21 protein-coding genes are annotated in these 23,615 nt (G+C 73.8%); 14 read left to right on the forward strand and 7 right to left on the reverse strand.

The window, feature by feature from the left end:
- Positions 1-17: 17 nt before the first annotated feature.
- Positions 18-1,307, reverse strand: a complete 1,290-nt coding sequence (locus ACGFIG_RS23395; RefSeq protein ID WP_393006115.1) for a helix-turn-helix domain-containing protein — start codon at positions 1,305-1,307, stop codon at positions 18-20.
- Positions 1,308-1,323: 16 nt separating this feature from the next.
- A complete protein-coding gene (locus tag ACGFIG_RS23400) occupies positions 1,324-1,521 on the reverse strand; it encodes a hypothetical protein (protein ID WP_393006117.1) in 198 nt (65 codons plus the stop codon).
- A gap of 203 nt (positions 1,522-1,724) precedes the next feature.
- On the opposite strand from ACGFIG_RS23400, the gene ACGFIG_RS23405 reads away from it, so the two are divergent.
- From ACGFIG_RS23405 to glgB, 7 genes are all read left to right on the forward strand, one after another.
- Complete coding sequence (locus ACGFIG_RS23405) at positions 1,725-1,952, forward strand: winged helix-turn-helix domain-containing protein (protein ID WP_393006119.1); 228 nt, start codon at positions 1,725-1,727, stop codon at positions 1,950-1,952.
- Positions 1,953-2,509: 557 nt separating this feature from the next.
- On the forward strand, positions 2,510-3,079 hold the full coding sequence (locus tag ACGFIG_RS23410) for a helix-turn-helix domain-containing protein (protein ID WP_393006121.1): 570 nt from the start codon (positions 2,510-2,512) through the stop codon (positions 3,077-3,079).
- Positions 3,076-4,314 carry an NADH:flavin oxidoreductase gene (locus ACGFIG_RS23415; protein ID WP_393006123.1) on the forward strand — a complete coding sequence of 413 codons (1,239 nt, stop codon included), beginning with the start codon at positions 3,076-3,078 and terminating at the stop codon, positions 4,312-4,314. The genes ACGFIG_RS23410 and ACGFIG_RS23415 overlap by 4 nt, the downstream gene beginning before the upstream one ends.
- Before the next feature lie 12 nt (positions 4,315-4,326).
- Positions 4,327-6,030, forward strand: coding sequence for a 3-ketosteroid-delta-1-dehydrogenase (locus tag ACGFIG_RS23420; RefSeq protein WP_393006125.1), 1,704 nt, complete (start codon positions 4,327-4,329; stop codon positions 6,028-6,030).
- Between the two features lie 103 nt (positions 6,031-6,133).
- Complete coding sequence (locus tag ACGFIG_RS23425) at positions 6,134-6,979, forward strand: SDR family oxidoreductase (protein ID WP_393006127.1); 846 nt, start codon at positions 6,134-6,136, stop codon at positions 6,977-6,979.
- 129 nt (positions 6,980-7,108) lie between these two features.
- On the forward strand, positions 7,109-9,208 hold the full coding sequence (locus ACGFIG_RS23430; RefSeq protein ID WP_393006129.1) for a maltotransferase domain-containing protein: 2,100 nt from the start codon (positions 7,109-7,111) through the stop codon (positions 9,206-9,208).
- Positions 9,196-11,304, forward strand: a complete 2,109-nt coding sequence (gene glgB, locus ACGFIG_RS23435; protein ID WP_393006131.1) for a 1,4-alpha-glucan branching protein GlgB — start codon at positions 9,196-9,198, stop codon at positions 11,302-11,304. Before ACGFIG_RS23430 ends, glgB begins: the two co-directional genes overlap by 13 nt.
- Before the next feature lie 78 nt (positions 11,305-11,382).
- Here the strand turns inward: glgB and ACGFIG_RS23440 are convergent, their stop codons facing one another.
- Positions 11,383-13,407 (reverse strand): family 10 glycosylhydrolase, encoded by a 2,025-nt coding sequence (locus ACGFIG_RS23440; protein ID WP_393006133.1) that lies wholly within the window; start codon positions 13,405-13,407, stop codon positions 11,383-11,385.
- A gap of 184 nt (positions 13,408-13,591) precedes the next feature.
- Complete coding sequence (locus ACGFIG_RS23445; protein ID WP_393006135.1) at positions 13,592-14,080, reverse strand: sugar O-acetyltransferase; 489 nt, start codon at positions 14,078-14,080, stop codon at positions 13,592-13,594.
- A gap of 199 nt (positions 14,081-14,279) precedes the next feature.
- Here ACGFIG_RS23445 and ACGFIG_RS23450 point away from each other — a divergent pair, with 199 nt between their 5' ends.
- Entirely contained in the window at positions 14,280-14,777 is a 498-nt protein-coding gene (locus tag ACGFIG_RS23450) for a YcxB family protein (protein WP_393006137.1), read from the forward strand.
- A gap of 13 nt (positions 14,778-14,790) precedes the next feature.
- Here the strand turns inward: ACGFIG_RS23450 and ACGFIG_RS23455 are convergent, their stop codons facing one another.
- Positions 14,791-15,831, reverse strand: coding sequence for an App1 family protein (locus ACGFIG_RS23455; protein ID WP_393006139.1), 1,041 nt, complete (start codon positions 15,829-15,831; stop codon positions 14,791-14,793).
- A 135-nt stretch (positions 15,832-15,966) separates the two neighbouring features.
- On the opposite strand from ACGFIG_RS23455, the gene ACGFIG_RS23460 reads away from it, so the two are divergent.
- The 4 genes from ACGFIG_RS23460 to ACGFIG_RS23475 all read left to right on the forward strand — a co-directional run bounded on the left by ACGFIG_RS23460 (position 15,967) and on the right by ACGFIG_RS23475 (position 20,316).
- A complete protein-coding gene (locus ACGFIG_RS23460; protein ID WP_393006141.1) occupies positions 15,967-17,592 on the forward strand; it encodes a hypothetical protein in 1,626 nt (541 codons plus the stop codon).
- A gap of 61 nt (positions 17,593-17,653) precedes the next feature.
- On the forward strand, positions 17,654-18,451 hold the full coding sequence (yaaA, locus tag ACGFIG_RS23465; RefSeq protein ID WP_393006143.1) for a peroxide stress protein YaaA: 798 nt from the start codon (positions 17,654-17,656) through the stop codon (positions 18,449-18,451).
- A 102-nt stretch (positions 18,452-18,553) separates the two neighbouring features.
- Positions 18,554-19,222 (forward strand): hypothetical protein, encoded by a 669-nt coding sequence (locus tag ACGFIG_RS23470; protein ID WP_393006145.1) that lies wholly within the window; start codon positions 18,554-18,556, stop codon positions 19,220-19,222.
- 119 nt (positions 19,223-19,341) lie between these two features.
- Positions 19,342-20,316: a TAXI family TRAP transporter solute-binding subunit gene (locus tag ACGFIG_RS23475; protein WP_393006147.1), complete on the forward strand. Its 975-nt coding sequence runs from the start codon at positions 19,342-19,344 to the stop codon at positions 20,314-20,316.
- 42 nt (positions 20,317-20,358) lie between these two features.
- On the opposite strand, the gene ACGFIG_RS23480 is transcribed toward ACGFIG_RS23475, so the two are convergent.
- Complete coding sequence (locus ACGFIG_RS23480; protein WP_393006149.1) at positions 20,359-21,852, reverse strand: sensor histidine kinase; 1,494 nt, start codon at positions 21,850-21,852, stop codon at positions 20,359-20,361.
- A gap of 10 nt (positions 21,853-21,862) precedes the next feature.
- Entirely contained in the window at positions 21,863-22,519 is a 657-nt protein-coding gene (locus ACGFIG_RS23485) for a response regulator transcription factor (protein WP_393006151.1), read from the reverse strand.
- A gap of 107 nt (positions 22,520-22,626) precedes the next feature.
- Between ACGFIG_RS23485 and ACGFIG_RS23490 the strand changes: the two genes are divergently transcribed.
- Together ACGFIG_RS23490 and ACGFIG_RS23495 are read left to right on the forward strand one after the other, a co-directional pair.
- Entirely contained in the window at positions 22,627-22,965 is a 339-nt protein-coding gene (locus ACGFIG_RS23490; protein WP_393006153.1) for a DUF952 domain-containing protein, read from the forward strand.
- A gap of 57 nt (positions 22,966-23,022) precedes the next feature.
- A complete protein-coding gene (locus ACGFIG_RS23495) occupies positions 23,023-23,565 on the forward strand; it encodes an acyltransferase (protein ID WP_393006155.1) in 543 nt (180 codons plus the stop codon).
- Positions 23,566-23,615: the final 50 nt, after the last annotated feature.

Raw genomic sequence — 23,615 nt, forward strand, 5'->3', positions numbered from 1 at the left:
CAGGCTGCGAGACGGGCTCAGGTGACCTGCAGGGCGGCTGCGAGACGGGCCAGGCCGGCGGGAGCGGCGGCGTACCGGGCCACGGTGGCGACGAGGTCGCGCGCCGCCGGCCGGTCGTGCACCTCGCTGTGCGCGGTGCGTTCGGCGTCCAGCAGTGCCCGCCCCGCCCGGACCATGTCGCCGGCGAGCGCGTGTACGCGGGCCACGTCCAGCAGGTACGCCGCCCGGTGCTCGGGCGGCAGCCACCGCCACTGCTCACCGGAGACGAGGCGTTCGTGCCGTACCGTCGCCGTCCGCACGTCACCGACGGCGGCCTCGGCCACCACCCGCGCCGCCTCGACCGACGCCCGGCCGGAGCCGCCGCCGACCGCTGCCGCCGCCTCGGCCTGGTCCAGCAGGGCGGCCACCCGGCGCTCGTCTCCCCGGCCGGCAGCGGCGAGGGCGGCTTGGAGCAGCAACGTCACGCGCAGCGACGGGACACCGTCACCGCCCGGCGGGAGGGCACCCTCGGCCGACCCACGCGGCGGCGGTTCACCATCGACCGACCCAGGCGAGGGCAGGGCACGCTCGGACGGCTCGGACGGGGGCAGGGCCGGCTCGGTCGACTCGGTCGACTCGGTCGACTCGGTCGACTCGGGCGGCGGGAGACGGCGGGCGGCCACGAGCGCCGTCTCCATCGCGGAGCGCCGCCGGCCGACGGCCCGCAGCGCCTGACTCAGCGGTACGGTGGCGACGGCGGCCAGCAGCGCATCGTCCGTGGCCAGCGCCACAGCCGTCCCCCGGTCGGCGGCCAGCCACGCCAACTCCCCCTGGCCGACCTTGACCAGCACCAGAGCGACGAGCCCGTACGCGGACACCAGCAGCTCGTCGGCGACCCGACCGGGGCGGGCGACCCGCGCCTCGCGGGCGGCGTCGAGCAACCCGGGCAGCAGGCCGAGCAGCATCGGGTACCGGGCGTGCCGGTAGCTCTGCCCGGCATGGTCGAGACGGGCCCGCACCTGCGCGACGTCGGGCGGCCGGGACGACGCCTCGACGTGGTAGCGGGCCAGGGCGGCCCGGACCCGCGCCACACCGGCGACGGCGACGTCCGGTTGCCCGATCCGCTCCGCGAGCAGGACCTCCATGTCGATCCGCAGCGCCTCGGCGACCTCCCGCAGGTTGGACATCCGTTCCAGCGGGCGCACCCCGCGCTCGACCTTGTCCACCCAGCTCTTCGACTTGCCGAGGCGGTCGGCGAACTGCTGCTGCGTCATGTTGCGCCGCACCCGCCACTGGGCGATCCGCCGGCCCACCGGCAGGCCGGTCACCGCCGGCCCCTCCCGCTCACCGCAGGATCCCGACCGCGACGAGCACGAGTACGAGCAACGCGACCGTGAGGCCGTAGGCGTACTGGCGACGGGTGAGCGGCGCGCGCTGCGGGCGGGGCGGACAGGGCACCTGATCCCCGTCGGGGTGTCGAGGGCGGGCACCCGGGACGGGGTGCGCCGCCGGCAGCGGCCCGTCAGGCGGACGCTCCTGCATGGTGAGCCTCCTCGCTGGTGAGTGAGGGTCCAGTTCAGGGCGGGGCAGCACGGGGACCACCCCGCCCTGCGGAAGAGGCGCTCCGCTGCTGACGAGAGGACCTCTGGGTCAACTTAGAGTGCAGTGAGTACAGAGTCAACTCTGAGTGCACTGAGTGTCATGTTGGGTGGCATGCTCGATGGGCTGACGAGAGGCGGCCCGCCATGCCCCGACAACCCTTGTACGAGCAGGTCATCGACGACGTGATCCGCTCGATCCGATCCGGCACCCTGCAACCCGGAGACAAGCTGCCGTCCATCGCGGAACTGTGCGAGCAGTACCGCGCCAGCCCGACGCCGATCAGGCTCGCCCTCCGAATCCTGGATGAGCGGGGCTGGATCGAGGTGCACCAGGGCAAGGGCTCGTTCGTGGCGCCCGAACCGCCCGCCTGAACTCCACTCTCCCACCCCCTGGGCATAGCGTTCCGAGTCTCGGGACAGTGGTAGATCTTGGCAGGAAACGGCCCTTGGAGGGGCCATTTCGTACCAAGGTCCAGAGCGGTCGCCACGCCCAATCACCGGGCACCGGCAGTTCGGGTGGAGGGAGCGCGCCGCCCCCCGTACCCGCTTGAGGAAGTCGCCGCCCTTGTTGGCGGCGCAGGGATCGGGGTTGAGTGCCTCCCGCGCGGTCGCCACCCGCGTCGACCCGCAGTCGCGCCGCGGCGGCGATGGCCGTGACATCCGCCCCACCGCCCCCGACCCGCACGCGGCACCTCGCCGACGCCGGCGCCGCACTCCTCGATCGCGCCTGGAGTTGCGCGAGCCAGTCCTTCGCGTCATCGCCCATGTCCTCGTTGCCGGGGTCCGGCCACCACCGGCCGAGGATCCCGGTCGAGGGTCATGACCTGCGGAGAGACCCGGGAGCGATTATTGACGCTTCCCGCCATAAATGATTCACTGGTCGCATGGTCTCGCCCACCCCTCCCGCGCGCCGACGTGGCCGCCCGACCGTGCTCGACCCCGAAGCCGTCGGCACCGCGGCCCTGCGGCTGTGGGCGGAGCACGGCTACGACGCCACCGGCTGGGACGACATCTCCGCGGCCACCGGCATCAGCGCCCGCACCCTGATGCGGCACTTCCCCTCCAAGGCCGCGCTCGCCTGGGTGGGTGTGCCCGCCGCCACCCGGCGACTCACCGAGGCGTTCCGGGCGCTGCCCCTCGACGCCGGGCTGTCGGACGCCCTGCGCACCGCCGTGGTCGCCTCCGTCTCCGACGATGTGCCCGTGCTCAGCGCCGGCGGGTACTGGATGCGGATCGTCGCGGAGGAAGCCGAGCTGGCCGAAGCTTCCGTGCGAGCCTATGCGCCCTGGACCGAGGCCCTCGCCCGCGAGATCGCCCGGCGCCGGCCGGGCGCACCGGAGGCGATCTACCAGGCCATCGCCACCGCCTACCGGGAGGCGGCCCAGGCGGCGCTGTACGACTGGGCCCGCAACGGCGCTGCCGGTTCACCCGCCCGCGCCGTCGACACGGCGCTGCGATGGCTAGACATCCACATCACCGCACCCGAGGACATCCCGTGACGATCCCGGCCCCTGCCCCTACCCCTGCCCCTGACCCGCTCGCCCCCGCCACGCTCGGCCCGGTGCGCCTGCGTAACCGCGTCATCAAGTCCGCCACCTTCGAGGGTGCGACACCGGACGCCCTGGTCACCGACCGGCTGATCGAATACCACACCGCCGTCGGCCGGGGCGGCGTCGGCATGACGACGGTCGCCTACATCGCCGTCGCGCCCGAGGGACGCACCGAACGCGGGCAGCTCCACTGGCGGCCCGAGGCGCTACCCGGGCTACGCCGGCTCACCGAAGCCGTGCACGCCACCGGGGCCAAGGTCAGCGCCCAGATCGGGCACGCCGGGCCGGTGGCGAACTCCCGCTCGAACGGGCTGCCGTCGCTCGCGTCGTCGGCACGGTTCAACCCGCTGGCGATGGGCTTCGACCGCGCCGCGACCCACGACGACATCCGCCGCATCGTGCACGCCCACGGCCGGGCTGCCGCGGCCGCCCGCGACGTCGGCTTCGACGCCGTCGAGGTGCACCTGGGCCACACCTACCTGGCGGGGTCCTTCCTGTCGCCGAAGCTCAACCGCCGCCGCGACGAGTTCGGAGGTTCGCTACGTAACCGTGCCGACTTCCCGCGCCGGATCCTGGCCGCCGTCAGGGAGTCCGTGGGCGACGACGTCGCCGTCATCGCGAAGATGAACATGGCCGACGGCGTACGCGGGGGGTTCGACCTCGACGAGTCGATCCCGTTCGCCCAGATGTTGCAGGCCGACGGGCACCTGGACGCCCTCGAACTCACCGGCGGGTCCTCGCTGCTCAACCCGATGTACCTGTTCCGGGGCGACGTTCCGCTCTCCGCGATGGCCGCGGCCCAGCCGCCGCTGCTGCGGCTCGGCATGAAGCTGTTCGGCCGGTTCCTCTTCCACGACTACCCCTTCGAGCCGCTCTACTTCCGCGACCTCGCGCTCCAGTTCCGCCGTGAGCTGTCGATGCCGCTGATCCTCCTTGGCGGCGTGACCGACCTCGACGGTATGCGGACCGCCATGGATGACGGCTTCGAGTACGTCGCGATGGCCCGCGCGCTGCTGCGGGAGCCCGACCTGATCAACAAGATCCAGCGCGACGGCACCGCCCGATCACAATGCACCCACTGCAACCTCTGCGCCGCCAGCATCTTCACCGGCACCCACTGCCCCCTGGACATCGAGGGCAGCACGGCGCTCGTCAACGCCGGCACTCGGCCCGTCGCCCAGTAGGAGGACGTCCCCATGTCCGTACCCCGGCAACCCCGGTCGACGACCGTCGACCTCATCGTGATCGGCTCCGGCACCGGCCTGGCCGCCGCGCTCAGCGCCCACGAGGCCGGCCTCTCCGTCGTGGTCGTGGAGAAGTCGCGCTGGGTCGGCGGCTCCACCGCACGCTCCGGCGGCGCCTTCTGGATCCCCGCCAACCCGGTGCTGGCCGCCGAAGGCTCCGGCGACACGCCTGAGCGCGGCGCCGCGTACCTCGAGGCCGTGGTGGGCGGCTCCGCGCCCGAGGAGCGCTGGCGCAGCTTTCTCGACCATGGCACCGCCACGATCGAGATGCTCACCCGCACCACCCCGATGCGGTTCCTCTGGGCCCGGGGCTACGCCGACTACCACCCGGAACTGCCCGGCGGCACCGCCGTCGGGCGCAGCTGCGAGTGCCGCCCACTCGACCTGAAGATCCTCGGCGCCGACCGCGCCCGCCTGCGTCCCGCCGTCCTCTCCGCGCCCGTGCCCATGCCGGTCACCGGCGCGGACTACAAGTGGCTCAACCTGATGGCGAAGACACCCGGCCGCGCGCTTCCCCGCATCGTGGCCCGCGTCGCCCAGGGAGTCGGGGGCCTGCTGTTGGGACGCGAGTACGCCGCCGGTGGGCAGGCGATCGCAGCGGGCCTGTTCGCCGGGGTCCGCCGCGCCGGCATCCCGGTCTGGACGGAGACGGCGTTGGAGCGTCTCCTGGTCGAGGGGGACCGGGTCGTCGGGGCCGAGCTGCGCCACGGAGAGACGACCTGCACCGTGCGCGCCGGTCGGGGGGTCGTGCTCGCCACCGGCGGCTTCGACCACGACCTGCCGCTGCGGCACGCCCACCACCACCCCGAGCTGCGGGACTGGAGCCTCGGCGCGGACAGCAACACGGGCGACGGGCTACGCGCCGCCCAGCAGGCGGGTGCCGCCACCGACCTGATGGAGCAGGCCTGGTGGTTCCCCGCCGTCGCGCCGGTGGGCGACGGCACGCCGCAGGTGCTCCTCGCCGAACGGTCCCTGCCCGGCTCGCTCATGGTGGACGGCACTGGCCGCCGGTTCGTCAACGAGTCCAGCGACTACATGACCTTCGGCCAGACGGTGCTCGGCATCGCGCGCGACGGCGGGTCGCTACCGACCATGTGGCTGCTCTTCGACCAGCGGTACCGCAACAGCTACGTGTTCGCCGGGGCGCACTTCCCACGGGCCCCGCTGCCGAAGTCCTGGTACGACGCGGGCGTCGCGCACCGCGCCGACAACCCAGGTGACCTCGCCCGGTCGATGGGCGTCGACGCCGACGCGCTGCGCGCCACCCTGGCGCGGTTCAACCAGCTGGCAGCCGCCGGCATCGACGACGACTTCCAGCGCGGGACCAGCGCCTACGACCGCTACTACGGCGACCCGACGGTGACGCCCAACCCCAACCTGAGGCCCTTGTCCGGCACCCTCCACGCCGTCGAGGTCGTCCTGTCCGACCTGGGCACCTGCGGCGGCATCCGGGCCGACGGCTTCGGCCGGGCGCTGTCCGACGCGGGAACCCCCGTGCCCGGCCTGTACGCGATCGGCAACGCCGCCGCCAACGCCTTCGGCCGCACCTACCCCGGGGCCGGCGCCACCATCGGCCAGGGCCTCGTCTACGGCTACATCGCCGGGCGGCACGCGGCAGGCAAGCTTCCCGCCGCCGACACTCGACCGACCAGCTAGCAATCCGTCGCGATCGTCGAGCCCGGGGACCACGTCGTGTCAGCATCCGACGAGACGGAGCAGCCAGGTCCCACCGGCCGATGGCGAAGTGGAAGGGAACGACATGGGTACGTACGCGGTGACGGGCGCCGCCTCGGGCATGGGCAGGGCCTCGGCCGATCGGCTGCGCGCCGACGGCCACACCGTCATCGGCGTGGACCTGCGCGACGTCGAGGTCGTCGCCGACCTGTCCACCCCGCAGGGACGCGCGGCGGCGGCGGCCGACGTCCTGGAGCGCGCCGGCGGCCGGCTCGACGGCGCGGTCTGCGCCGCCGGGCTCGGCGGCATCCCGGGACGCGACGGCCTCGTGCAGCAGGTCAACTACTTCGGCGTCGTGGACCTGCTGGAGGCGTGGCGGCCCGCGCTGGCCCTCGCCGGCAACAGCAAGGTCGTGGTCTTCGGGTCGAACTCCACCACCCTCACCCCGATGGTCCCCGAAAGCGCTGTGCGAGCCCTGCTCGCCCGCGACGCCGCCAAGGCGCTGCGCGTGGTGGGCCGCTTCCGCAGCCGCTCCGCGCCCTTCGCGTACGCCAGCTCGAAGATGGCCGTGACGCGGTGGGCGCGGCGCAGCGCGATCTCATCGCAGTGGGCCGGTGCCGGCATCCGGGTCAACGTCCTCGCCCCCGGCATCATCGCCACCCCGCTACTCGATGAACAGATCGCCCGCGGCGAGAAGGACGCCGTCGAAGGGCTGGCGGTGCCGATCGGCGGACGCGGCAACCCGAAAGACGTCGGCGACTGGGTGGCATTCATGCTCTCGCCGGCCGCCGACTTCCTCTGCGGCTCGGTGATCTTCCTCGACGGCGGATCCGACGCCTGGTTCCGCACCGACGACTGGCCCGCCTCCACCGGCCCCGCCGGAGTGCTCCGCTACGTGCGGCGGGCCAAGGAATGGCGCAACCGGCACTGACCCGGCCACCCACCGGCTCACGTGGGAATCAGGCGACGCACCGCCGGCCGGGACGGCGGTGGACCGGGCTGTCAGGGCGATGGGGTGCTTGGCCGCGCGCGAAAGGATCTCGCGCAGTAGGTTGAATCGGTGACTGGACGGTTTCCGATCGAAGACGTCTCCCCCGTCGTCTCCTGCGGTCGCTACCCGGCCAAGGCGGTGATCGACGAGCCGGTGCCGGTGTCCGCCCGCGCCTACCGGGAGGGGCACGACGCCCTCGGCTGCAACGTCGCCTGGCGCGGTCCCGACGGGCAGGACCGGCCGTTCACCCGGATGCGTCCCGGCGAACCCGGGCAGGACCGTTGGCACGCCGTGATCCGCCCCGACGCGATCGGCGAGTGGGTCTTCGCCGTCGAGGCGTTCCAGGATCCGTACCTGACCTGGCAGAACGCGGTCACCAAGAAGATCGCCGCCGGGCAGGGGCCGGAGGACCTGGCCAACGATCTCGCCGAGGGCGTACGCGTGCTGAGCGCGGCCGTGGAGCTGGTGCCGGCCGGCGACGCGGGTCGGGTCCGCGCGGCCGTGGCGGCGCTGGGCGATGCCGGCAAGGAGCTGCCCCGGCGGGTCGCCCCGGCGCTCGCGCTGGCCGACCTGCTCTGGGAGCACCCCGTCCGCGAACTGGTCACCACCGGCGACGAGCGCCGCATCTGGGTGGACCGCAAGCGCGCGCTCTTCTCCGCCTGGTACGAGTTCTTCCCCCGCTCCGAGGGCGCCGTCCCGGCCACCGTCGACGCCCCGGCGCGCTCCGGCAACTTCGCGACCGCCGTCGAGCGCCTGCCGGGCGTCGCCGCGATGGGCTTCGACGTGCTCTACCTGCCGCCGATCCACCCGATCGGCCGGGTCAACCGCAAGGGCCGCAACAACTCGCTCGCCGCCGGGCCGGACGACGTCGGCTCACCGTGGGCGATCGGCGCCGCCGAGGGCGGCCACGACGCCATCCACCCCGACCTGGGTACGCCGGAGGACTTCCGGGACTTCGTCGGCGCCGCCGCCGAGCAGGGCATCGAGGTGGCGATGGACCTGGCGTTGCAGTGCGCGCCGGACCACCCGTGGGTGACCGAGCACCCGGAGTGGTTCACCACCCAGGCCGACGGCAGCATCGCGTACGCGGAGAATCCGCCGAAGAAGTACCAGGACATCTACCCGCTGAACTTCGACAACGACCCCGACGGCATCCGGGCGGAGATCCTGCGGGTGGTGCTGCACTGGGTCGGCGAGGGCATCCGGATCTTCCGGGTGGACAACCCGCACACCAAGCCGTTCGACTTCTGGCACTGGCTGATCGCCGAGGTGAAGAAGGTCGACCCGGACGTGCTCTTCCTCGCCGAGGCGTTCACCCGGCCGGCGATCATGCACGGGCTCGGCAAGATCGGGTTCACCCAGTCGTACACGTACTTCACCTGGCGCACCTCGGCCGCCGAGATGCGGGCGTACTGCGAGGAGCTGGTGGCGGCGGCCGACTACATGCGGCCGAACTTCTGGCCCAACACGCCGGACATCCTGCATGAGTCGTTGCAGCACGGCGGCCCGCCGATGTTCAAGATCCGGGCGGTGCTGGCCGCGCTGCTCTCCCCCTCGTGGGGCATGTACGCCGGCTACGAGCTGTTCGAGCACACCGCCCGCCCCGGCGCGGAGGAGTACCTCGACAACGAGAAGTACGAGCTGCGCCCCCGCGCCTGGGCCGACGCGCAGGCGCAGGGCCGTTCCCTCGCCCCGTTCATCGCCGTGCTCAACCGCGTACGCCGGGAGAACCCGGCGCTGCACCACCTGCGCAACCTGCGCTTCCACGACATCGACAACCCGGCACTGCTCTGCTGGTCCAAGCACGACCCGGAGACGGGCAACACGGTGCTCGTGGTCTGCTCGTTCGACCCGCAGGCCGTGCAGTGGGGCAACACCACGCTCGACATGCCCGCGCTCGGGCTCGACTGGCACGACCGGTTCACGGTGCACGACGAGCTGACCGGCACCAGCTACGACTGGGGCCAGCGCAACGCCGTACGCCTCGACCCGTACCTGCAACCGGCGCACGTGCTGACGGTGCGCCGCCCGGCCGCCGATCCCGACGCCGGCCCGGCAGCGGCGACCGGGGCGCCGGACCTGACCGTCGCCGACGTCCCCGACGATCTCTCGGGCGGCACCGCCCCCACCGCTCCCGCCCAGGAGGACGACGCCCGATGGACCAGCTGATCGCCGGCGCCACGCACGACCCGCACGCCATCCTCGGCGCGCATCCGGCCGACGGGCGGACGGTCGTCCGGACGCTGCGCCGGGGCGCCGCCGACGTCGCCGTCGTGGTGGACGGCGTACGGCAGCCCATGCGGCGGGTGCACGACGTCGGGGTGTTCGAGGCGGAGGTGCCGGGCGAGGTGCTCGACTACCGCGTCGAGGTCGACGGCCACCTCCACGACGACCCGTACCGCTACCCGCCCACCGTGGGCGAGCTGGACCTGCACCTGATCGGCGAGGGCCGCCACGAGCGGCTCTGGGAGGCCCTCGGCGCCCGGGTCTTCGACGAGGGCGTGGCGTTCACCGTCTGGGCGCCGAACGCGCGCGGGGTCCGGGTAATCGGCGACTTCGCGGGCTGGGCGCCCGACGACGGCTGGCCGATGCGCTCACTCGGCGGCAGCGGGGTGTGGGAGCTGTTCGTGCCGGGCGTCGGCGCCGGCGTCCGCTACAAGTACCGCGTCCTGGGCGCCGACGGGCAGTGGCGGGACAAGGCCGACCCCATGGCGGCGTACGCGGAGGTGCCGCCGGCCACCGCGTCGGTGGTGCACCGCTCGACGTACGAGTGGGGCGACGCCGACTGGCTGGAGCGGCGCGGCCGTCGGCAGCCGCACCAGGAGCCGATGAGCGTCTACGAGGTGCACCTCGGCTCGTGGCGCCCCGGCCTGAGCTACCGGGAGCTGGCCGAGCAGCTGACCGCGTACGTGACGGGGCTGGGCTTCACCCACGTGGAGTTCCTGCCCGTCATGGAGCACCCGTTCGGTGGATCCTGGGGCTACCAGGTCACCGGCTACTACGCGCCGACGTCCCGCTTCGGCGACCCCGACGAGTTCCGCCACCTCGTCGACGCCCTGCACGCCGCCGGGATCGGCGTCATCCTGGACTGGGTGCCCGCGCACTTCCCCAAGGACGAGTGGGCGCTGGCGCGCTTCGACGGCACCGCCCTCTACGAGCACCCCGACCCGCGCCGGGGCGAGCACCCCGACTGGGGCACGTACGTCTTCGACTTCGGTCGCCCCGAGGTGCGCAACTTCCTGGTCGCCAACGCGCTCTACTGGTGCGAGCAGTTCCACGTCGACGGGCTGCGGGTGGACGCGGTGGCCTCGATGCTCTACCTGGACTACTCCCGGCAGGAGGGGCAGTGGCTGCCCAACCGGTACGGCGGCCGGGAGAATCTGGAGGCCATCGCGTTCACGCAGGAGGTGAACGCGACGGTCTACAAGCACCACGCCGGGGTGGTGCTGATCGCCGAGGAGTCCACCGCCTGGCCGGGGGTCACCCGCGCCACGGCCGACGGCGGGCTCGGCTTCGGGTTCAAGTGGAACATGGGCTGGATGCACGACACCCTGCTCTACACCTCGAAGGACCCGGTCTACCGGCAGCACCACCACCATCAGCTCACGTTCTCCCTGGCGTACGCCTGGAGCGAGAACTACGTGCTGCCGATCAGCCACGACGAGGTGGTGCACGGCAAGGGCTCCCTGGCCGGGAAGATGCCCGGCGACACCTGGCAGCGGCTGGCCAACGTACGCGCCCTGCTGGCGTACATGTGGGCGCACCCGGGCAAGCAGTTGCTCTTCATGGGCTGCGAGCTGGCCGACGACCGGGAGTGGAGCGAGGAGCGGGGCCTCGACTGGTACCTGCTGCACGACCCGGCTCGCGCCGGCGTGCAACGCCTCGTCGGCGACCTGAACCGCGTCTACCGGGACACCCCGGCGCTGTGGGCGCAGGACACCGAGCCGGCCGGCTTCCGCTGGATCGCCGGCGACGACGTCGCCAACAACACGGTCTCGTTCGTCCGGATCGCCCCCGACGGCGCGACCCTGGTCTGCGTGGCGAACTTCTCCGCCCGGCCGCTGGAGGACTACCGGATCGGGCTGCCGGCCGGCGGCACCTGGACGGAGGTGCTCAACACCGACGCCCACCACTACGGCGGCTCGGGGGTGGGCAACCTGGGCGAGGTGCACGCCGAGGACGTGCCGTGGCACGGGATGCCGGCCTCCGCGGCGATGCGGGTGCCGCCGCTCGGCGTCCTCTGGCTGCGCCGCGACCAGACCTGACCGACGCGGGAGATCCTGGCAGGGAGTCCGCCCCCGGAGGGACGCCCGCCTACCAGGATCTCCCGCTGTCGGTGCGGCTCAGAGTCGGGTGATCCGGACGGCGTCGGCGACGACGTACCCCGTCGTGCTCGTCCAGCGGCTGACCCCGACGACCTGGCGCGTCCCCGCTGCGAGGTCGTAGGTGCCCAGCACCTGCCACTGCCCACCGCCGGTGCGCTGGTCGACCTTGGCCGTCACGGTCCCGTTCGCCGTCGCCACCAGGTGCGGCGTGGCGCTGTTGTAGCCGGGGTCGGCCGGGTACCAGACCTCGATCCGGTACGAGCCGGCGGCGGGCAGCGTGGCGGTGAACCAGGCCGGGTCGCTGACCGCCTCGGGGTTCGCGAACCGGTAGTTGGCCCCGTAGCGCGTCGCGAGGTACGACGACGTGCCCCAGGTGCTGGCAGCGGTGAAGCCGCCGGCGGTGGCGTTGTCCACGATCACGCTGAACGTCGCGCCGGTGCCGGTGACGGTCCGCGCGTTGCTGGCCACGCTCTCGTGGTGCAGCCGGTCCAGCGCGGTCACCAGGTAGCGGTACGTCGAGCCGGCCGCGGCGGTGGCGTCGACGAACGTCCCGGTCGTGCCCGAGGCGCGGACCGTGCCGAGCAGGTTCCGGGCGTCGGCCAGGTCGCAGGCGTCGACCGCGCCGTCGCCGGGCAGCCGGTACACCGCGTACGCGGCGGTGCTGCCGGTGGCGCCGCGCTGCCAGGTGAGGGTCACGCCGCCGGTGCCGCGTACCGCCGAGGTGAGGTTCGGTGCGGCGGGCGCGGCACCGCCCACCCCGGCCGGCACCAGCGCGGGCCGGCGGTAGTGGTCGGTCGCCACCCGGGAGACGGCGCCGATTCGGTCGGCGCGGACGTCCTTGGCGCTGAAGTGGATGTCGCCGAGGATCCGGGGGTAGGTGCGGTTCAGCGTCAGGTGGTCGGTCAGCTCGGCCGGGTCCTGCCAGGCGGCGTCCTGCCCGGACGCCCCGGCCCGGTAGGTGGCCTGCCCGACGAACAGCTGCACGTCGGTGCCGGTCACGGTCTCGGACCACCAGCGGACCAGCTCCGCGTAGTCGGCCGCCGTGTGGCCGATGTGCCAGTAGATCTGCGGGGCGATGTAGTCGATCCAGCCCTGCCGCACCCAGCGGCGGGTGTCGGCGTAGATCGCGTCGTACGACTGGAGGCCGGTGGTACGCGAGCCGAGCGGGTCGGTGCCGGCGTTGCGCCAGATGCCGAACGGGCTGACGCCGAGCCGCACCCACGGCTTGACCGCCTGGATCCGGTTGTGCATCTCCTGGACCAGCAGGTTGACGTTGTTGCGCCGCCAGTCGCCGATGTTGCTGAACCCGGCGCCGTACTGGGCGTAGGTCGCGGCGTCGGGGAAGCCCCCGCCGCTGCCCGGGTACGGGTAGAAGTAGTCGTCCCAGTGCACCGCGTCGATGTCGTAGCGGCGGACGGCGTCCATCATGGCGTCCTGCACGAAGGCGCGGACGGCCGGGATGCCGGGGTTGTAGTAGAGCTGACCGTTGTAGGCGACGGCCCAGCCCGCGTTCTTGCGGGCCGGGTGGCTGGCCGCCAGCTTGGTGAGGTCGGTGTGGTTGGCCACCCGGTACGGGTTGAACCAGGCGTGGAACTCCAGGTTGCGGGCGTGCGCCTCGGCGACCATGAAGGCCAGCGGGTCGTAGCCGGGGTTGGTGCCCTGGGTGCCGGTGAGCCACTGCGACCACGGCTCGTACGTCGACGGCCAGAACGCGTCGGCGGTGGGGCGGATCTGCACGACGACCGCGTTCATCCGCCGTTGCTGGGCCAGGTCGAGCCAGCCCCGGTACTCCGCCTGCTGGGCGGCCGGGGTGAGCCCGGTGCGGCTGGGCCAGTCGATGTTGGCCACGCTGGCGATCCACATGCCGCGGAACTGCCGCTTCGGGGTGGCCGGGTCGGTCACGCAGGCCGCCTGGGCGGCGACGGGGACGGTGTCCGGCGTGGCGGGACGGGAGACGGGGGCGGCCGTGGGGACGGCCGCGCCGAGCGCCAGCGCCGCCACCAGCGCCAGCCCGGGAAGGAATCGACCATAGTCTCTACGCACGAAAAGATGTTCAACGTTGTCGCGCAGTTTCGCAAGTATTCTTCACATGATTCACCGACCGGGGTCACTGGATGACCGACGGTGAGAGGCCAACCGGACGCGGGCCGGCCGGGACGGGGCGGGGCGACGGGCGGCAGTGCCTGAGACCGGCCGCCCACTGCCGCCCTTCCCACCGCCGCGGGCCTCAGGAGGCCGGAGACCCCCTCAGGCGCCTGCGCTCGACAGCGCTCGTCGCCGTCACCACGCTCAGCGACGGCACGTCCTTCGCGACGACGGCGCCCGCGCCGACGACCGAGCCGCGGCCGATCGTCACGCCGGGAGTGATCGTGGCCGCGGCGCCGATCCACACGTCGTCCTCTATGACGATGGGCGCGTGGGTGATGAAGTCGTACCGTTCGGCGGGCTCGACCGGGTGCCCGGACGTGCTCAGGGTCACCCGGGGACCGATCATGACGCGGTCACCGATGGTGATTCCCCCGTAGTCGAGGAAGAAGCATCCCTGATTGATGAACACCCGCTCTCCGAACGACGCTCCAAGCCCGTAGTCGCAGTAGAACGGGGGCAGGATGGACAGCGAGTCGGGGACCGGCCCACCGAAGATCTCGGTCAGCACCGTCCGGCGCGCGTCGAGGTCGTCGAACGGCAGCGCGTTGAGGCGCGCGGTCAGGTTCATGACGAGCCGTACGCGCTCCGCGAAGGCTCGTGTCTCCGGCGTCCTGGTCCGTAGGCGTCGCTCGTTGCGCACGAGGCGATGCTGGCACAGCGGGCCAGCCACCCGGTGACGACCCCGGCCGGGAACGCGTCACCGCTCGACGCCGTCGGCGCTGGTCGGCGGACGACTCGACGCGGCGTGGGGGCACTATCGTTCTGGCGTGCACATCCGTTTCGACGTCCCCGCCGATTCCGCCTACCCGGGCCGGGTCGCTGCCGCACTCAGCAGCGTGCGGCTGCGCAAGTTCGGTTACATCGGCGCCGTGCTGGTGGCGGTCGGGGTGATCGGTTTCGCCGTCTCGCGGGGGTTCGCGTGGGGCGAGAAGATCTCGCCGCTGTCCCTGACGCTGGTCCTGGGCGGCCTGCTGTCGATGCTGTACTCGCCGTGGGTGCGGCTACGCGCCCGGCGCCGCTCCGGGCGCTACGCCGTCGAGGGCGCCTACGACATCACCGACGACAACATCATGATGCGTAGCGGCTCGGAGTCCGGCGGCATCGCCTGGGACGGGGTGACCCAGGTGAGGGACACCCCCGAGTTCTGGATCGTGTACGTCGGCCGGATGCCGGCGACCGTGATCCCACGCCACCTGATGTCCCCCGAGGACGCCGAGACGCTGCGCGCCCACATGGCCGAACGCGGGCTGCTCCAGCCCCGGTGAACCCCGCCTGGCGTCAGACCAGGCCGGCGTCGCGCAGCAGCTTCCACAGGCCCGCGCCGTCGGGCGCGGAGAGCCACTTCTGCCCCACCGGCCCCGCCGAGGACTCGCCGGGCGCAGCCGGCAGGCCACCGGCCAGCACCGCCTGCGTCGGCGACAGCCGGCGGATCGCCACCCCGGCCACGTTCTGCGGGTGGGCGGCGGCGAACTCGCGGTAGATCTCCTGGTCGTGCTGCCCGTCGTCGCCGACCAGCAGCCACTTCACGTCGGGGAACTCCCGCGCCAGCCGGGCCAGGGTGACCCGCTTGTGCTCCCGGCCGCTGCGGAACCAGCGGTCGGCCGTCGGCCCCCAGTCGGTCAGCAGCAGCGGCCCGGCCGGGTAGAGGTGCCGGGACAGGAACCGGGTCAGTGTCGGCGCCACGTTCCAGGCGCCGGTGGAGAGGTAGAAGACCGGGGCGCCGGGGTGGGCGGTGACCAGCCGCTCGTAGAGCACCGCCATGCCGGGCACGGCGGTGCGGGCGTGCTCGTCGAGGACGAACGTGTTCCAGGCGGCGAGCAGCGGGCGGGGCAGCGCGGTGACCATGACCGTGTCGTCGATGTCGGAGAGGATGCCGAAGCGCACCTCCGGGTCGAGGATGCGCACCGGCGCCTCGACCGGCTCGGCGTCCGGCATGCTGATCCGCACCGAGCCCCAGCCGGGCGGCAGGTCCGCCTCGACCACGGCGTCGACGAACCCGCTGCGGTCGGCCTGCGCCTCGTGCCGTTCCCCGCCGGCCTCGATGGTGACCGTGACGTGCTTGGCCGGGAGCGTGGTGAAGCTGCGCCACCCGCGTACCTTCTCCAGCCGGCCCCGCTGGCGGGTGTCCGGCCGGCCCAGCAGCACCCGGCACATCACCCGCACCCAGCCGGGCGCGCCGTAGCCGGTGTACGCGATGATGTTCGTCCGCCAGCCGGTGCGCCGCAGCCGGCGCTCGACCAGCGAGTGGACGGCGTCCTCGATCCGCGCGGCCCGGTGCAGGGTGGGTACGGCCAACTGGCCGGCGGCAGTGGGTGGCACGCCAGCAACCCTGCCACAACCTGGCCACCTCGGCCACGCGAGGCGATCTTCCCGGCCGCTGGCTGCGCCGATCCGCCCCGCCCGGCCCCGGCGGCGTGAAACACTCCGGTCGGGACGACGACGGGGGCGTTGGTCGTGTCGCAACCTGTGCGCAAGCCGTGGCGGTGGCGGGGGCGGTGGCAGCTCGACCGGCCGGCGCTCGTCGCACTGCTGCTCGGGCTGGCCGGGGTCGGCTACCGGCTGGTCCTGACCCTGCACACGGTGCCCGTCTCCAACAGCGACGAGGCGACGTTCGGGCTGGCCGCGCTGCACATCGCGCAGGGCCGCGGGCTGCCCGTCTTCCTCTACGGGCAGCGCTACATGGGGGTGTTGGAGTCCTACCTGGCCGCGCCGCTGGTCGCGGTGGCCGGGCCGAGCTGGCCGCTGCTGCGCCTGCCGCTGCTGCTGCTCTACGCCCTTTTCCTGTGGCTGATGTACCGGCTGACCCGGCGGATCTGCTCGCCCTGGTTCGCCACGGGGGTCGTCGGGCTGCTGGCGCTCGGCGGGGAACGGGTGGTCCGGGACCAGCTCACCGTGGTCGGCGGCCGTCCCGAGGTCAAGGTCGCGGTGCTGCTGATGCTGCTGGTCACGGTGGGACTCGCCCGGGGGACGGTACGGCACCGCCGGCTGGCCGTCGGGCTCTTCGGCCTGCTCGCCGGGGTCTCCGTCTGGTCGGACTGGCTGATCCTGCCCTACCTGGCGGTGGCCGCGCTGGCGCTGGTGTGGGTGGCCCGCCGGGAACTGCTCGGCGTGGCCGGGGTGCTGCTCCTGGCCGGGTTCGTCGTCGGGATCGCACCGATGATCCGGGACAACCTCCTCGCCCCGCCGGGCGAGGACTCGCTGTCGGTGTTCCGGGAGATCAGCACCCGGGCCGGGCCGACGCCGCCGTGGTCGCGGCGGCTCGACGGCGGGCTGCTGGAAGGGGTGCCGCTCGCCACCGGCCTCTGCCCCGTGGACGGCTGCGCGCGCTGGCAGGGGTGGTTCGGGCTGCTCTACCCGGTGCTGCTGGCGGTCGCCGCCGGGTTCGCCGTCCTCGCGTACCGCCGGGCCGCGGGTGCGTCGCGCGGCGGGCGGGTCGCCCCGGTGGTGCACCTCGCGCTGGTCGTCGGCGCGGCGCTGACCCTGCTGTCGTACGTGCGCAGCCCGCTGGCCGCCACCAGCCCGCTGGACAACGCCCGGTACCTGTCGGTGCTGCAACTCTCCCTGCCGGCGGTGCTCTGGCCGCTCTGGGTGGCGGCGGTCGCCTGCTGGCGGGGCACGGTCGGGGCGCTCGGCCGGCTGGCCGGGGCGCTGGCCACCGCCGCGCTCGCCGCGCTGGCCGCGACCATGCTGGTGGTCACCGTGCTGTTCGCCGGCGCCGGCGTCGCGGCGTCCCGCGTCGAGGAGCGGCAGGCCCGCGAGCTGGCCGACCGGCTGCGCGCCAGCGGCCCCCGCGAGGTGTACGGGGACTACTGGACCTGCAACCGGCTGATCTTCAACACGGCCGAGGGGGTGGTGTGCGCGGTGCTCGACGGCGAGCTCACCCCCGGGCAGAACCGCTACCGGCCGTACTGGCGGCAGGTGGGACGAGCCGACCGGCCCGGGTACGTGCTGGAGGCAGGATCGGCGGCGGAGCGGCGGCTGCGCGGTCTGTTGGGCGACCGGGCCGACGCCGCGCTGGTGGCCGAGGTGGGCGGGTATCGCGTGTACCACCCGCAGACGCCGGTACGACCGTGGCGGTAGGACCGGCCCGTACGCTGGCCGCACCGGTGCGCGCACGCCGCGCCGGACGAGGAGTCCACCGATGCTCATCCTGTTGCCGCCCTCCGAGGGAAAGGCCGACGCCGGCACCGGCCGGCGGCTGGACCTCGCCCGGCTCTCCCTGCCGGAGCTGACCGGCGCCCGGGAGGAGGTGCTGACGGCGCTGGTCGCGCTCTGCGCCGACGGCGACGAGGAGGCGGCCCGGGCGGCGCTGGGGCTCAGCGAGGGCCAACGCGGCGAGCTGCGCCGCAACGCCCGGCTGCGGGCGGCGGCCACCGCGCCCGCCGGCCGCGTCTACACCGGGGTGCTCTACGAGGCGCTCGACCTCGCCACGCTGCCGGCGACCGCGCAGCGGGCGGCCCGCCGGTCGGTGCTGATCAGCTCGGGACTCTGGGGCGCGGTACGCCTCACCGACCGCATCCCGCCCTACCGGTGCCCGATCGGGGCGCGGCTGCCGGGGCCCGGCGCGCTGTCGGCGTACTGGCGGCGGGCGCTCGCGCCCGCGATGGCCGAGGCGGCCGGCGACGGGCCCGTGCTCGACCTGCGCTCCGGCGCGTACGCGGCCACCTGGGCGCCGCGCGGCGAGGTGGCCGAGCGCACGGTGACCGTCCGGGTGCTGCACGAGCGGGAGGTCGACGGCGTGCCCGTCCAGACGGTGGTGAGCCACTTCAACAAGGCGACCAAGGGACGGCTGGTCCGTGACCTGCTGACCGCGGGTGCCCGGCCGCGTACGGTCGACGGGCTGCTGACCGCGTTGCGCGACCTGAAGTACCAGGTGCGGGAGCAGCCCGGCCCGCCGAACCGGTCACGCCAGGTCGACGTGATCGTCACCGAGCTGTAAATCAGTCGCAAGATTTCCTCAAGGCTGGGGCCGATCGGTTTCCCCGTCGGCGTCGAGGGACCACGGTAGGAGGGACCCCGACGCCGACAAGGAGTGCCTGAGTTGGCTCTTGAACAGATCGTGCTCGATCGGCCGCGCCTGCCCTCGAGCCCGCCGCCGCTGGACTGGTCGACCCTGGCCGACGCGTTCGAGGCCGCCTGCCTGCTGCGCTGCACGCCCCCGCCGACGGTCGCCGGCACCCGTCGGCCGGTGGCGGAGCACCGCCCCCCGTCCGTGGAGTTCAACCGGGAGGAGGCGGCGCACCGGATGGGGCAGCTGCTCGGCCGGCTGGACGTCCCCATCGAGCACGAGGTGACCGTCGGCGGTCTGCGCCGCCGCTACGAGCTGCACCGGCTCTCCGTGCCACGCCAGCACCGGCCCGCGTACGCGCGGGTGCTGGAGGCCGGCTGGCGGCAGGGCCGGCGCGAACTGCTGGGCGGGCCGGTCCCGGGCGCGTCGACCGTACGGCGGGCGTGGCGGCCCCGGCTGGCCGCGGCGGCCTGGCGGGCGGCCCTGCTCGCCGGGGGTCGCCACGTCCGCCGGCACATCCTCGGCGTCCGCATCACCGACCGGGAGCTGGCCGCCGTCCTGGTGCGCGGGGCCGCCCTGCTGGACGTTCCGGCGCTGCTGCGCCCCGGCACCGGGTGTTACCTGGTGTGTGTCGCCGACGGCCCGCACCGCGAGCGGATCCTGCACCGCACGGCGCTGGATCCCGTTTCCGCCCGGTCCTGACCGCCCGGCGGGCACGGTCCGCGCGACACGCGGCACATCGACGGCCACCGTGGGGGCACCGTCCGGTGCCTGCCCGAGCGGTGGACGGAGGGTTGCGGCCACGGCCCGCACGGCGCAGAGTGCAGCGCGTGAGTACCACCAGGTTCCGCCGTGCCCGCCTGCGCCCGCTCCGCCCGCCGGCGCTGTTGGCGCTGCTGCTGCTGGTCACGTCGCCCGGCCTGGTCGGCTGCCGGAACGCCCCCGATCCACCGGTGCAGATCCGGATCGCGACCGGCAGCCCGACGGCCGTCTACCACGCCTTCGGGCAGTCGCTGGCCGCCCTGCTCAACCGGGAGCTGCCGGACGTCCGGGCCAGTGTGGTGGTGACCGCCGCGTCGGCGGAGAACGTCCAGCTGGTCGGTGCCGGCAAGGCCGAGCTGGGCTTCACCCAGGCCGACGTGCTGCCGGCGGCGCCCGCGGCGCACCCGTCCGTGGTCGCGGTCGCCCGGGTCTACGACGACCTGCTGCACCTGATCACGACCGCCGGTGGTTCCATCCGCACCCTGGCCGACCTGCGCGGCCGGCGGGTGTCCGTGGGGGCGCCCGGGTCCGGCACCGAGATCACCGCCGTCCGGCTGCTTGAGGTGGCGCGGCTGGGCGGTGACCGGGTGCACCAGGAGCGGCTCGGCCTCGACGACTCGGTCGCGGCGCTGCGGGCCGGCACGATCGACGCCTTCTTCTTCTCCGGCGGGCTGCCGGTCCGGGCGGTGGAGCAGCTCACCGACGTCAGCGCGACGCGGATCGTCGACCTCGGCGAATGGACCGGGCCGCTGCGCGAGAGCAACCCGGAGGTCTACGTCTCCCGGGACATCCCCCGCTCCGTCTACGGCACGGACCCGGTGACCACGGTGGCCAACCCGAACTTCCTGATCGTCCGGGCCGACCTGCCGGCGCCGCTGATCCGGGAGGTGACCCGGCTGCTCATGGAGCGCCGCCAGGAGTTGGCCGCCGCGCATCCGGCCGCCGGGCGGATGAGTCCCCGGTCGGCGATCGCCACCGCCCCGTTGCCGTTGCACCCGGGCGCCGCCGACTGGTACCGCGCCGCCAAACCCTGACCGCAGGTCTCCGGCGTCACCGGCCGGCGTCCCGCCCGGCCCTCAACTCGCCGAAGTGGAGTCGCCGGAACCGACGTCGGCGAGAGCCGGGTCGCCGGGAGCGGGGGCTCCGGGAGCCGGATCGGCGCGGTCCGGGCCGTCGGCACCGGGGTCGGCGGGAGCGGCGTCGGCGGGAGCGGGGAACCAGAGGCCCGCGACGAGGCCGCGCGGCTCGCCCCCGTGCATGGTGAGCCGCCCGTCCGAGGCGTCCACCAGCACGGCGACGATGGTGAGGCCCAGGCCGGCCCCGTCGACGTTCTGCACCTCCGGCGCCCGCCAGAACCGCTCGGTCGCCTGCCCGAGCTGGCTCGCCGTCATGCCCGGGCCGGTGTCGCGGACCTCCAGCGCGATCCCGTCGTCGTGACGCCGGACGGTCACCGTCACCACCCCACCGGCGTCGCTGAACTTCACCGCGTTGTCGATCAGCGCGTCGAGTGCCTGGTCGATGGCGGTGGGCACGGTCCGCGCGTACGCCGGGGCGGCCTCGGTCACGAGCCGGAGAGTGATCCGGTGGTGCCGGGCGAGCGGCTCCCAGGCGGCGACCCGGGACATGGCGACGGCCGCCGCGTCGACGGTGACCCGCTGGTTCTCCCGCCGCTCGGCGCGGGCCAGGGTCAGCAACGCGTCCAGCACGAGGGCCAGCCGGTCGGTCTCCTCCAGGGCCAGCTGGTGCTCGGCCCGCCCGTCGGCGTCGGTCAGGCTCGGTCCCAGCTCCTCCACCCGCAGCCGCAGCGCGGTCAGCGGATTGCGCAGCTGGTGGCTGGCGTGCGCGACGAACGCCCGCTGCCGGTCCATCACGTCGGAGACGACGTCGGCCATGTGGTTGAAGCTCGTCGCCAGGCGGCGCAGCTCCGGCGGGCCGAGGCGGTGCTGCACCCGCGCGCCACGGTCCCCCTCGGCGATCTCGTGGGTGACCGCGTCCAGCTCGGTGACCGGGCGCAGCACCCAGCCGGCCAGCCCGAACGCGGTCAGCACGCAGGCCAGTACGGCGAGCAGGCCCGTGCCGGCCAGCACCAGCCACCACACGGTCACGGTCCGCCGGACCGAATCCGCGGGGGTGGTGATGACCACCGCGCCGAGCACCTCGCCGCCGTCGTTGATGGGCACCGCCACCACGATCGGCCCGTCGACCCACGGCCAGACCGAGTCCGGCCCGCTGGCCTGCTGGCCGGAGAGCGCCATGTCCAACGCCTCCCGGGAGCCCGGGGCCAGGCGCCAGGTCCCGGAGGCCGCCACCGTCCCCCGCTCACGGTCGACCACCGCCGCGCCGATGCCGTACAGGGCGTCGTAGCTGCGCAGCTCGTTGGCGAGCGGGCCGGGGGGACCGCCGCGCAGCGCCGGGCCGGCCAGCGAGGCGAACCGGGTGGCGTCGGCGAGCCGGTCGGCGCGTACCCGGTCGGTCTCGCGGGTGGCCAGGGTGATCGCCAGCGGGGTCTCCAGCGCCATCAGGACCAGCACCATCAGCAGCAGGTAACTGATCACCAACCGACGTCGCACGGCGTCCCTCTCACTCGCCGCGCAGCCGGTAGCCGACCCCGCGTACGGTCTCCACCAGACCGGAGTCGCCCAGCTTGCCACGCAGCGATCCGACGTGCACCTCGACCATGTGCCCGTCTCCCCAGGTGGTACCCCAGGCGTCGAGCAGGATCCGCTCCCGGGCGACCGCCACGCCGGGCTGCCGGGCCAGGGAGAGCAGGACGTCGAACTCCTTGCGGGTCAGCGCCACCGGCCGGCCGTCGACGGTGACCGTCCGCGCGGTCACGTCGACGCGTACGGGCCCCACCTCGATCAGGCTGCGCTCCGGCGCCGTGTGCGCCGCCCGGCGCAGCACCGCCTCGATGCGCGCCTGGAGCTCGGTCATCGAGAAGGGCTTGACCACGTAGTCGTCCGCGCCGAGCCGCAGGCCGAGCACCCGGTCGCGTTCCTCGCCACGGGCGGTCACCGCGATGATGCCGAGCTGGCTGCTGCGCCGCCGCAGCTCCCGGCACAGGTCGGTGCCGTCCCCGTCGGGCAGGGTCAGGTCCAGCAGCACCAGATCGCAGGGGGCGGCGCTGAGGGCGGCGGCGACCGTCGCGGCGTGCTCCACGTCGTACCCCCGCCGGGTGAGGGCGGAGGAGAGCGCGGCGGCCACCCGGCGGTCGTCCTCGACCAGCAGGATGCGCACCCTGGCCCCCCGTTCGTCGTGTGTCGACCAGAATCGTGGCAGAAGTACGCCCGCAGCGGGAGGCCCGTCCCGCGCCGACCGGCCGTCACCGCGCGTAGGCTGCCGGAGTGATCTACAAGCTGCTCGCCACCGTCGAGTGGGACGACGCGCTGGCCGCCGGCCACTTCGACGGCACGGCGATGGACCGGCAGTCCGGGTTCGTCCACCTCTCCGGCGCCGACCAGGTGGTCGAGACGGCCCGGCGGTACTTCGCCGGCGCCACCGGGCTGACCCTGCTGACTGTGGACCCGCAGCGGCTGGGCGACGCGCTGCGCTGGGAACCGTCGCGCGACGGGGCGCTCTTCCCGCACCTGTACGGGCCGCTGCCGGTGCCGGCCGTGGTGGCCGCCCACGCGCTGCCGGCGGACGTGCCGGCCGCCGACGCGGTGGCGGCGTTGCTCGACTGAGCGGCTGGCTATGCTACCCGCCGAGCCCATCCCTCCCCGAACCGAACGAGTTGACACATGACTGACAGCAGTTCCACGCCCGCCTCCGTCTTCGTCCACCCGACGGCCGACGTCGAGGAGGGTGCCCGCGTCGGCGACGGCACCAAGGTCTGGCACCTGGCCCACGTCCGGTCCTCGGCGCAGATCGGCGCCGGCTGCGTCATCGGCCGCAACGTGTACGTCGACGCCGGCGTGACGGTCGGTGACCTGGTCAAGATCCAGAACAACGTCTCGGTCTACCAGGGCGTCACCATCGAGGACGAGGTCTTCGTCGGCCCGTGTGCGGTCTTCACCAACGACTTCCGGCCCCGGGCGCAGAATCCGGACTGGACGATCACCCCGACCCTGGTCCGCCGGGGGGCCTCGATCGGCGCCAACGCCACCCTGGTCTGCGGCATCGAGGTCGGCGAGTACGCGATGATCGCCGCCGGTTCCGTGGTGACCCGGGACGTGGCGCCGTACCAGCTCGTCGCCGGCAACCCGGCGCGCCCGAAGGGCTGGGTCGACGAGCGCGGCGAGGTCGTCTCGCGGGACGTCGACAACCCGCCGCAGCGGGGCTGAACGCACGCGGGGGCGGCGCCCGGCACCGACCGGACACCGCCCCCGCCCCG

It is taken from the genome of Micromonospora sp. NPDC049048 (genome assembly GCF_043197615.1).
GTDB lineage: Bacteria > Actinomycetota > Actinomycetes > Mycobacteriales > Micromonosporaceae > Micromonospora.

What these genes read in the sequence shown, in the direction of transcription:
- ACGFIG_RS23400 (WP_393006117.1), bottom strand. Translation starts at nt 1,521, where the DNA reads ATGCAGGAGCGTCCGCCTGACGGGCCGCTGCCGGCGGCGCACCCCGTC.
- ACGFIG_RS23405 (WP_393006119.1), top strand. Translation starts at nt 1,725, where the DNA reads ATGCCCCGACAACCCTTGTACGAGCAGGTCATCGACGACGTGATCCGC.
- ACGFIG_RS23420 (WP_393006125.1), top strand. Translation starts at nt 4,327, where the DNA reads ATGTCCGTACCCCGGCAACCCCGGTCGACGACCGTCGACCTCATCGTG.
- ACGFIG_RS23425 (WP_393006127.1), top strand. Translation starts at nt 6,134, where the DNA reads ATGGGTACGTACGCGGTGACGGGCGCCGCCTCGGGCATGGGCAGGGCC.
- glgB (WP_393006131.1), top strand. Translation starts at nt 9,196, where the DNA reads ATGGACCAGCTGATCGCCGGCGCCACGCACGACCCGCACGCCATCCTC.
- ACGFIG_RS23445 (WP_393006135.1), bottom strand. Translation starts at nt 14,080, where the DNA reads ATGAACCTGACCGCGCGCCTCAACGCGCTGCCGTTCGACGACCTCGAC.
- yaaA (WP_393006143.1), top strand. Translation starts at nt 17,654, where the DNA reads ATGCTCATCCTGTTGCCGCCCTCCGAGGGAAAGGCCGACGCCGGCACC.
- ACGFIG_RS23495 (WP_393006155.1), top strand. Translation starts at nt 23,023, where the DNA reads ATGACTGACAGCAGTTCCACGCCCGCCTCCGTCTTCGTCCACCCGACG.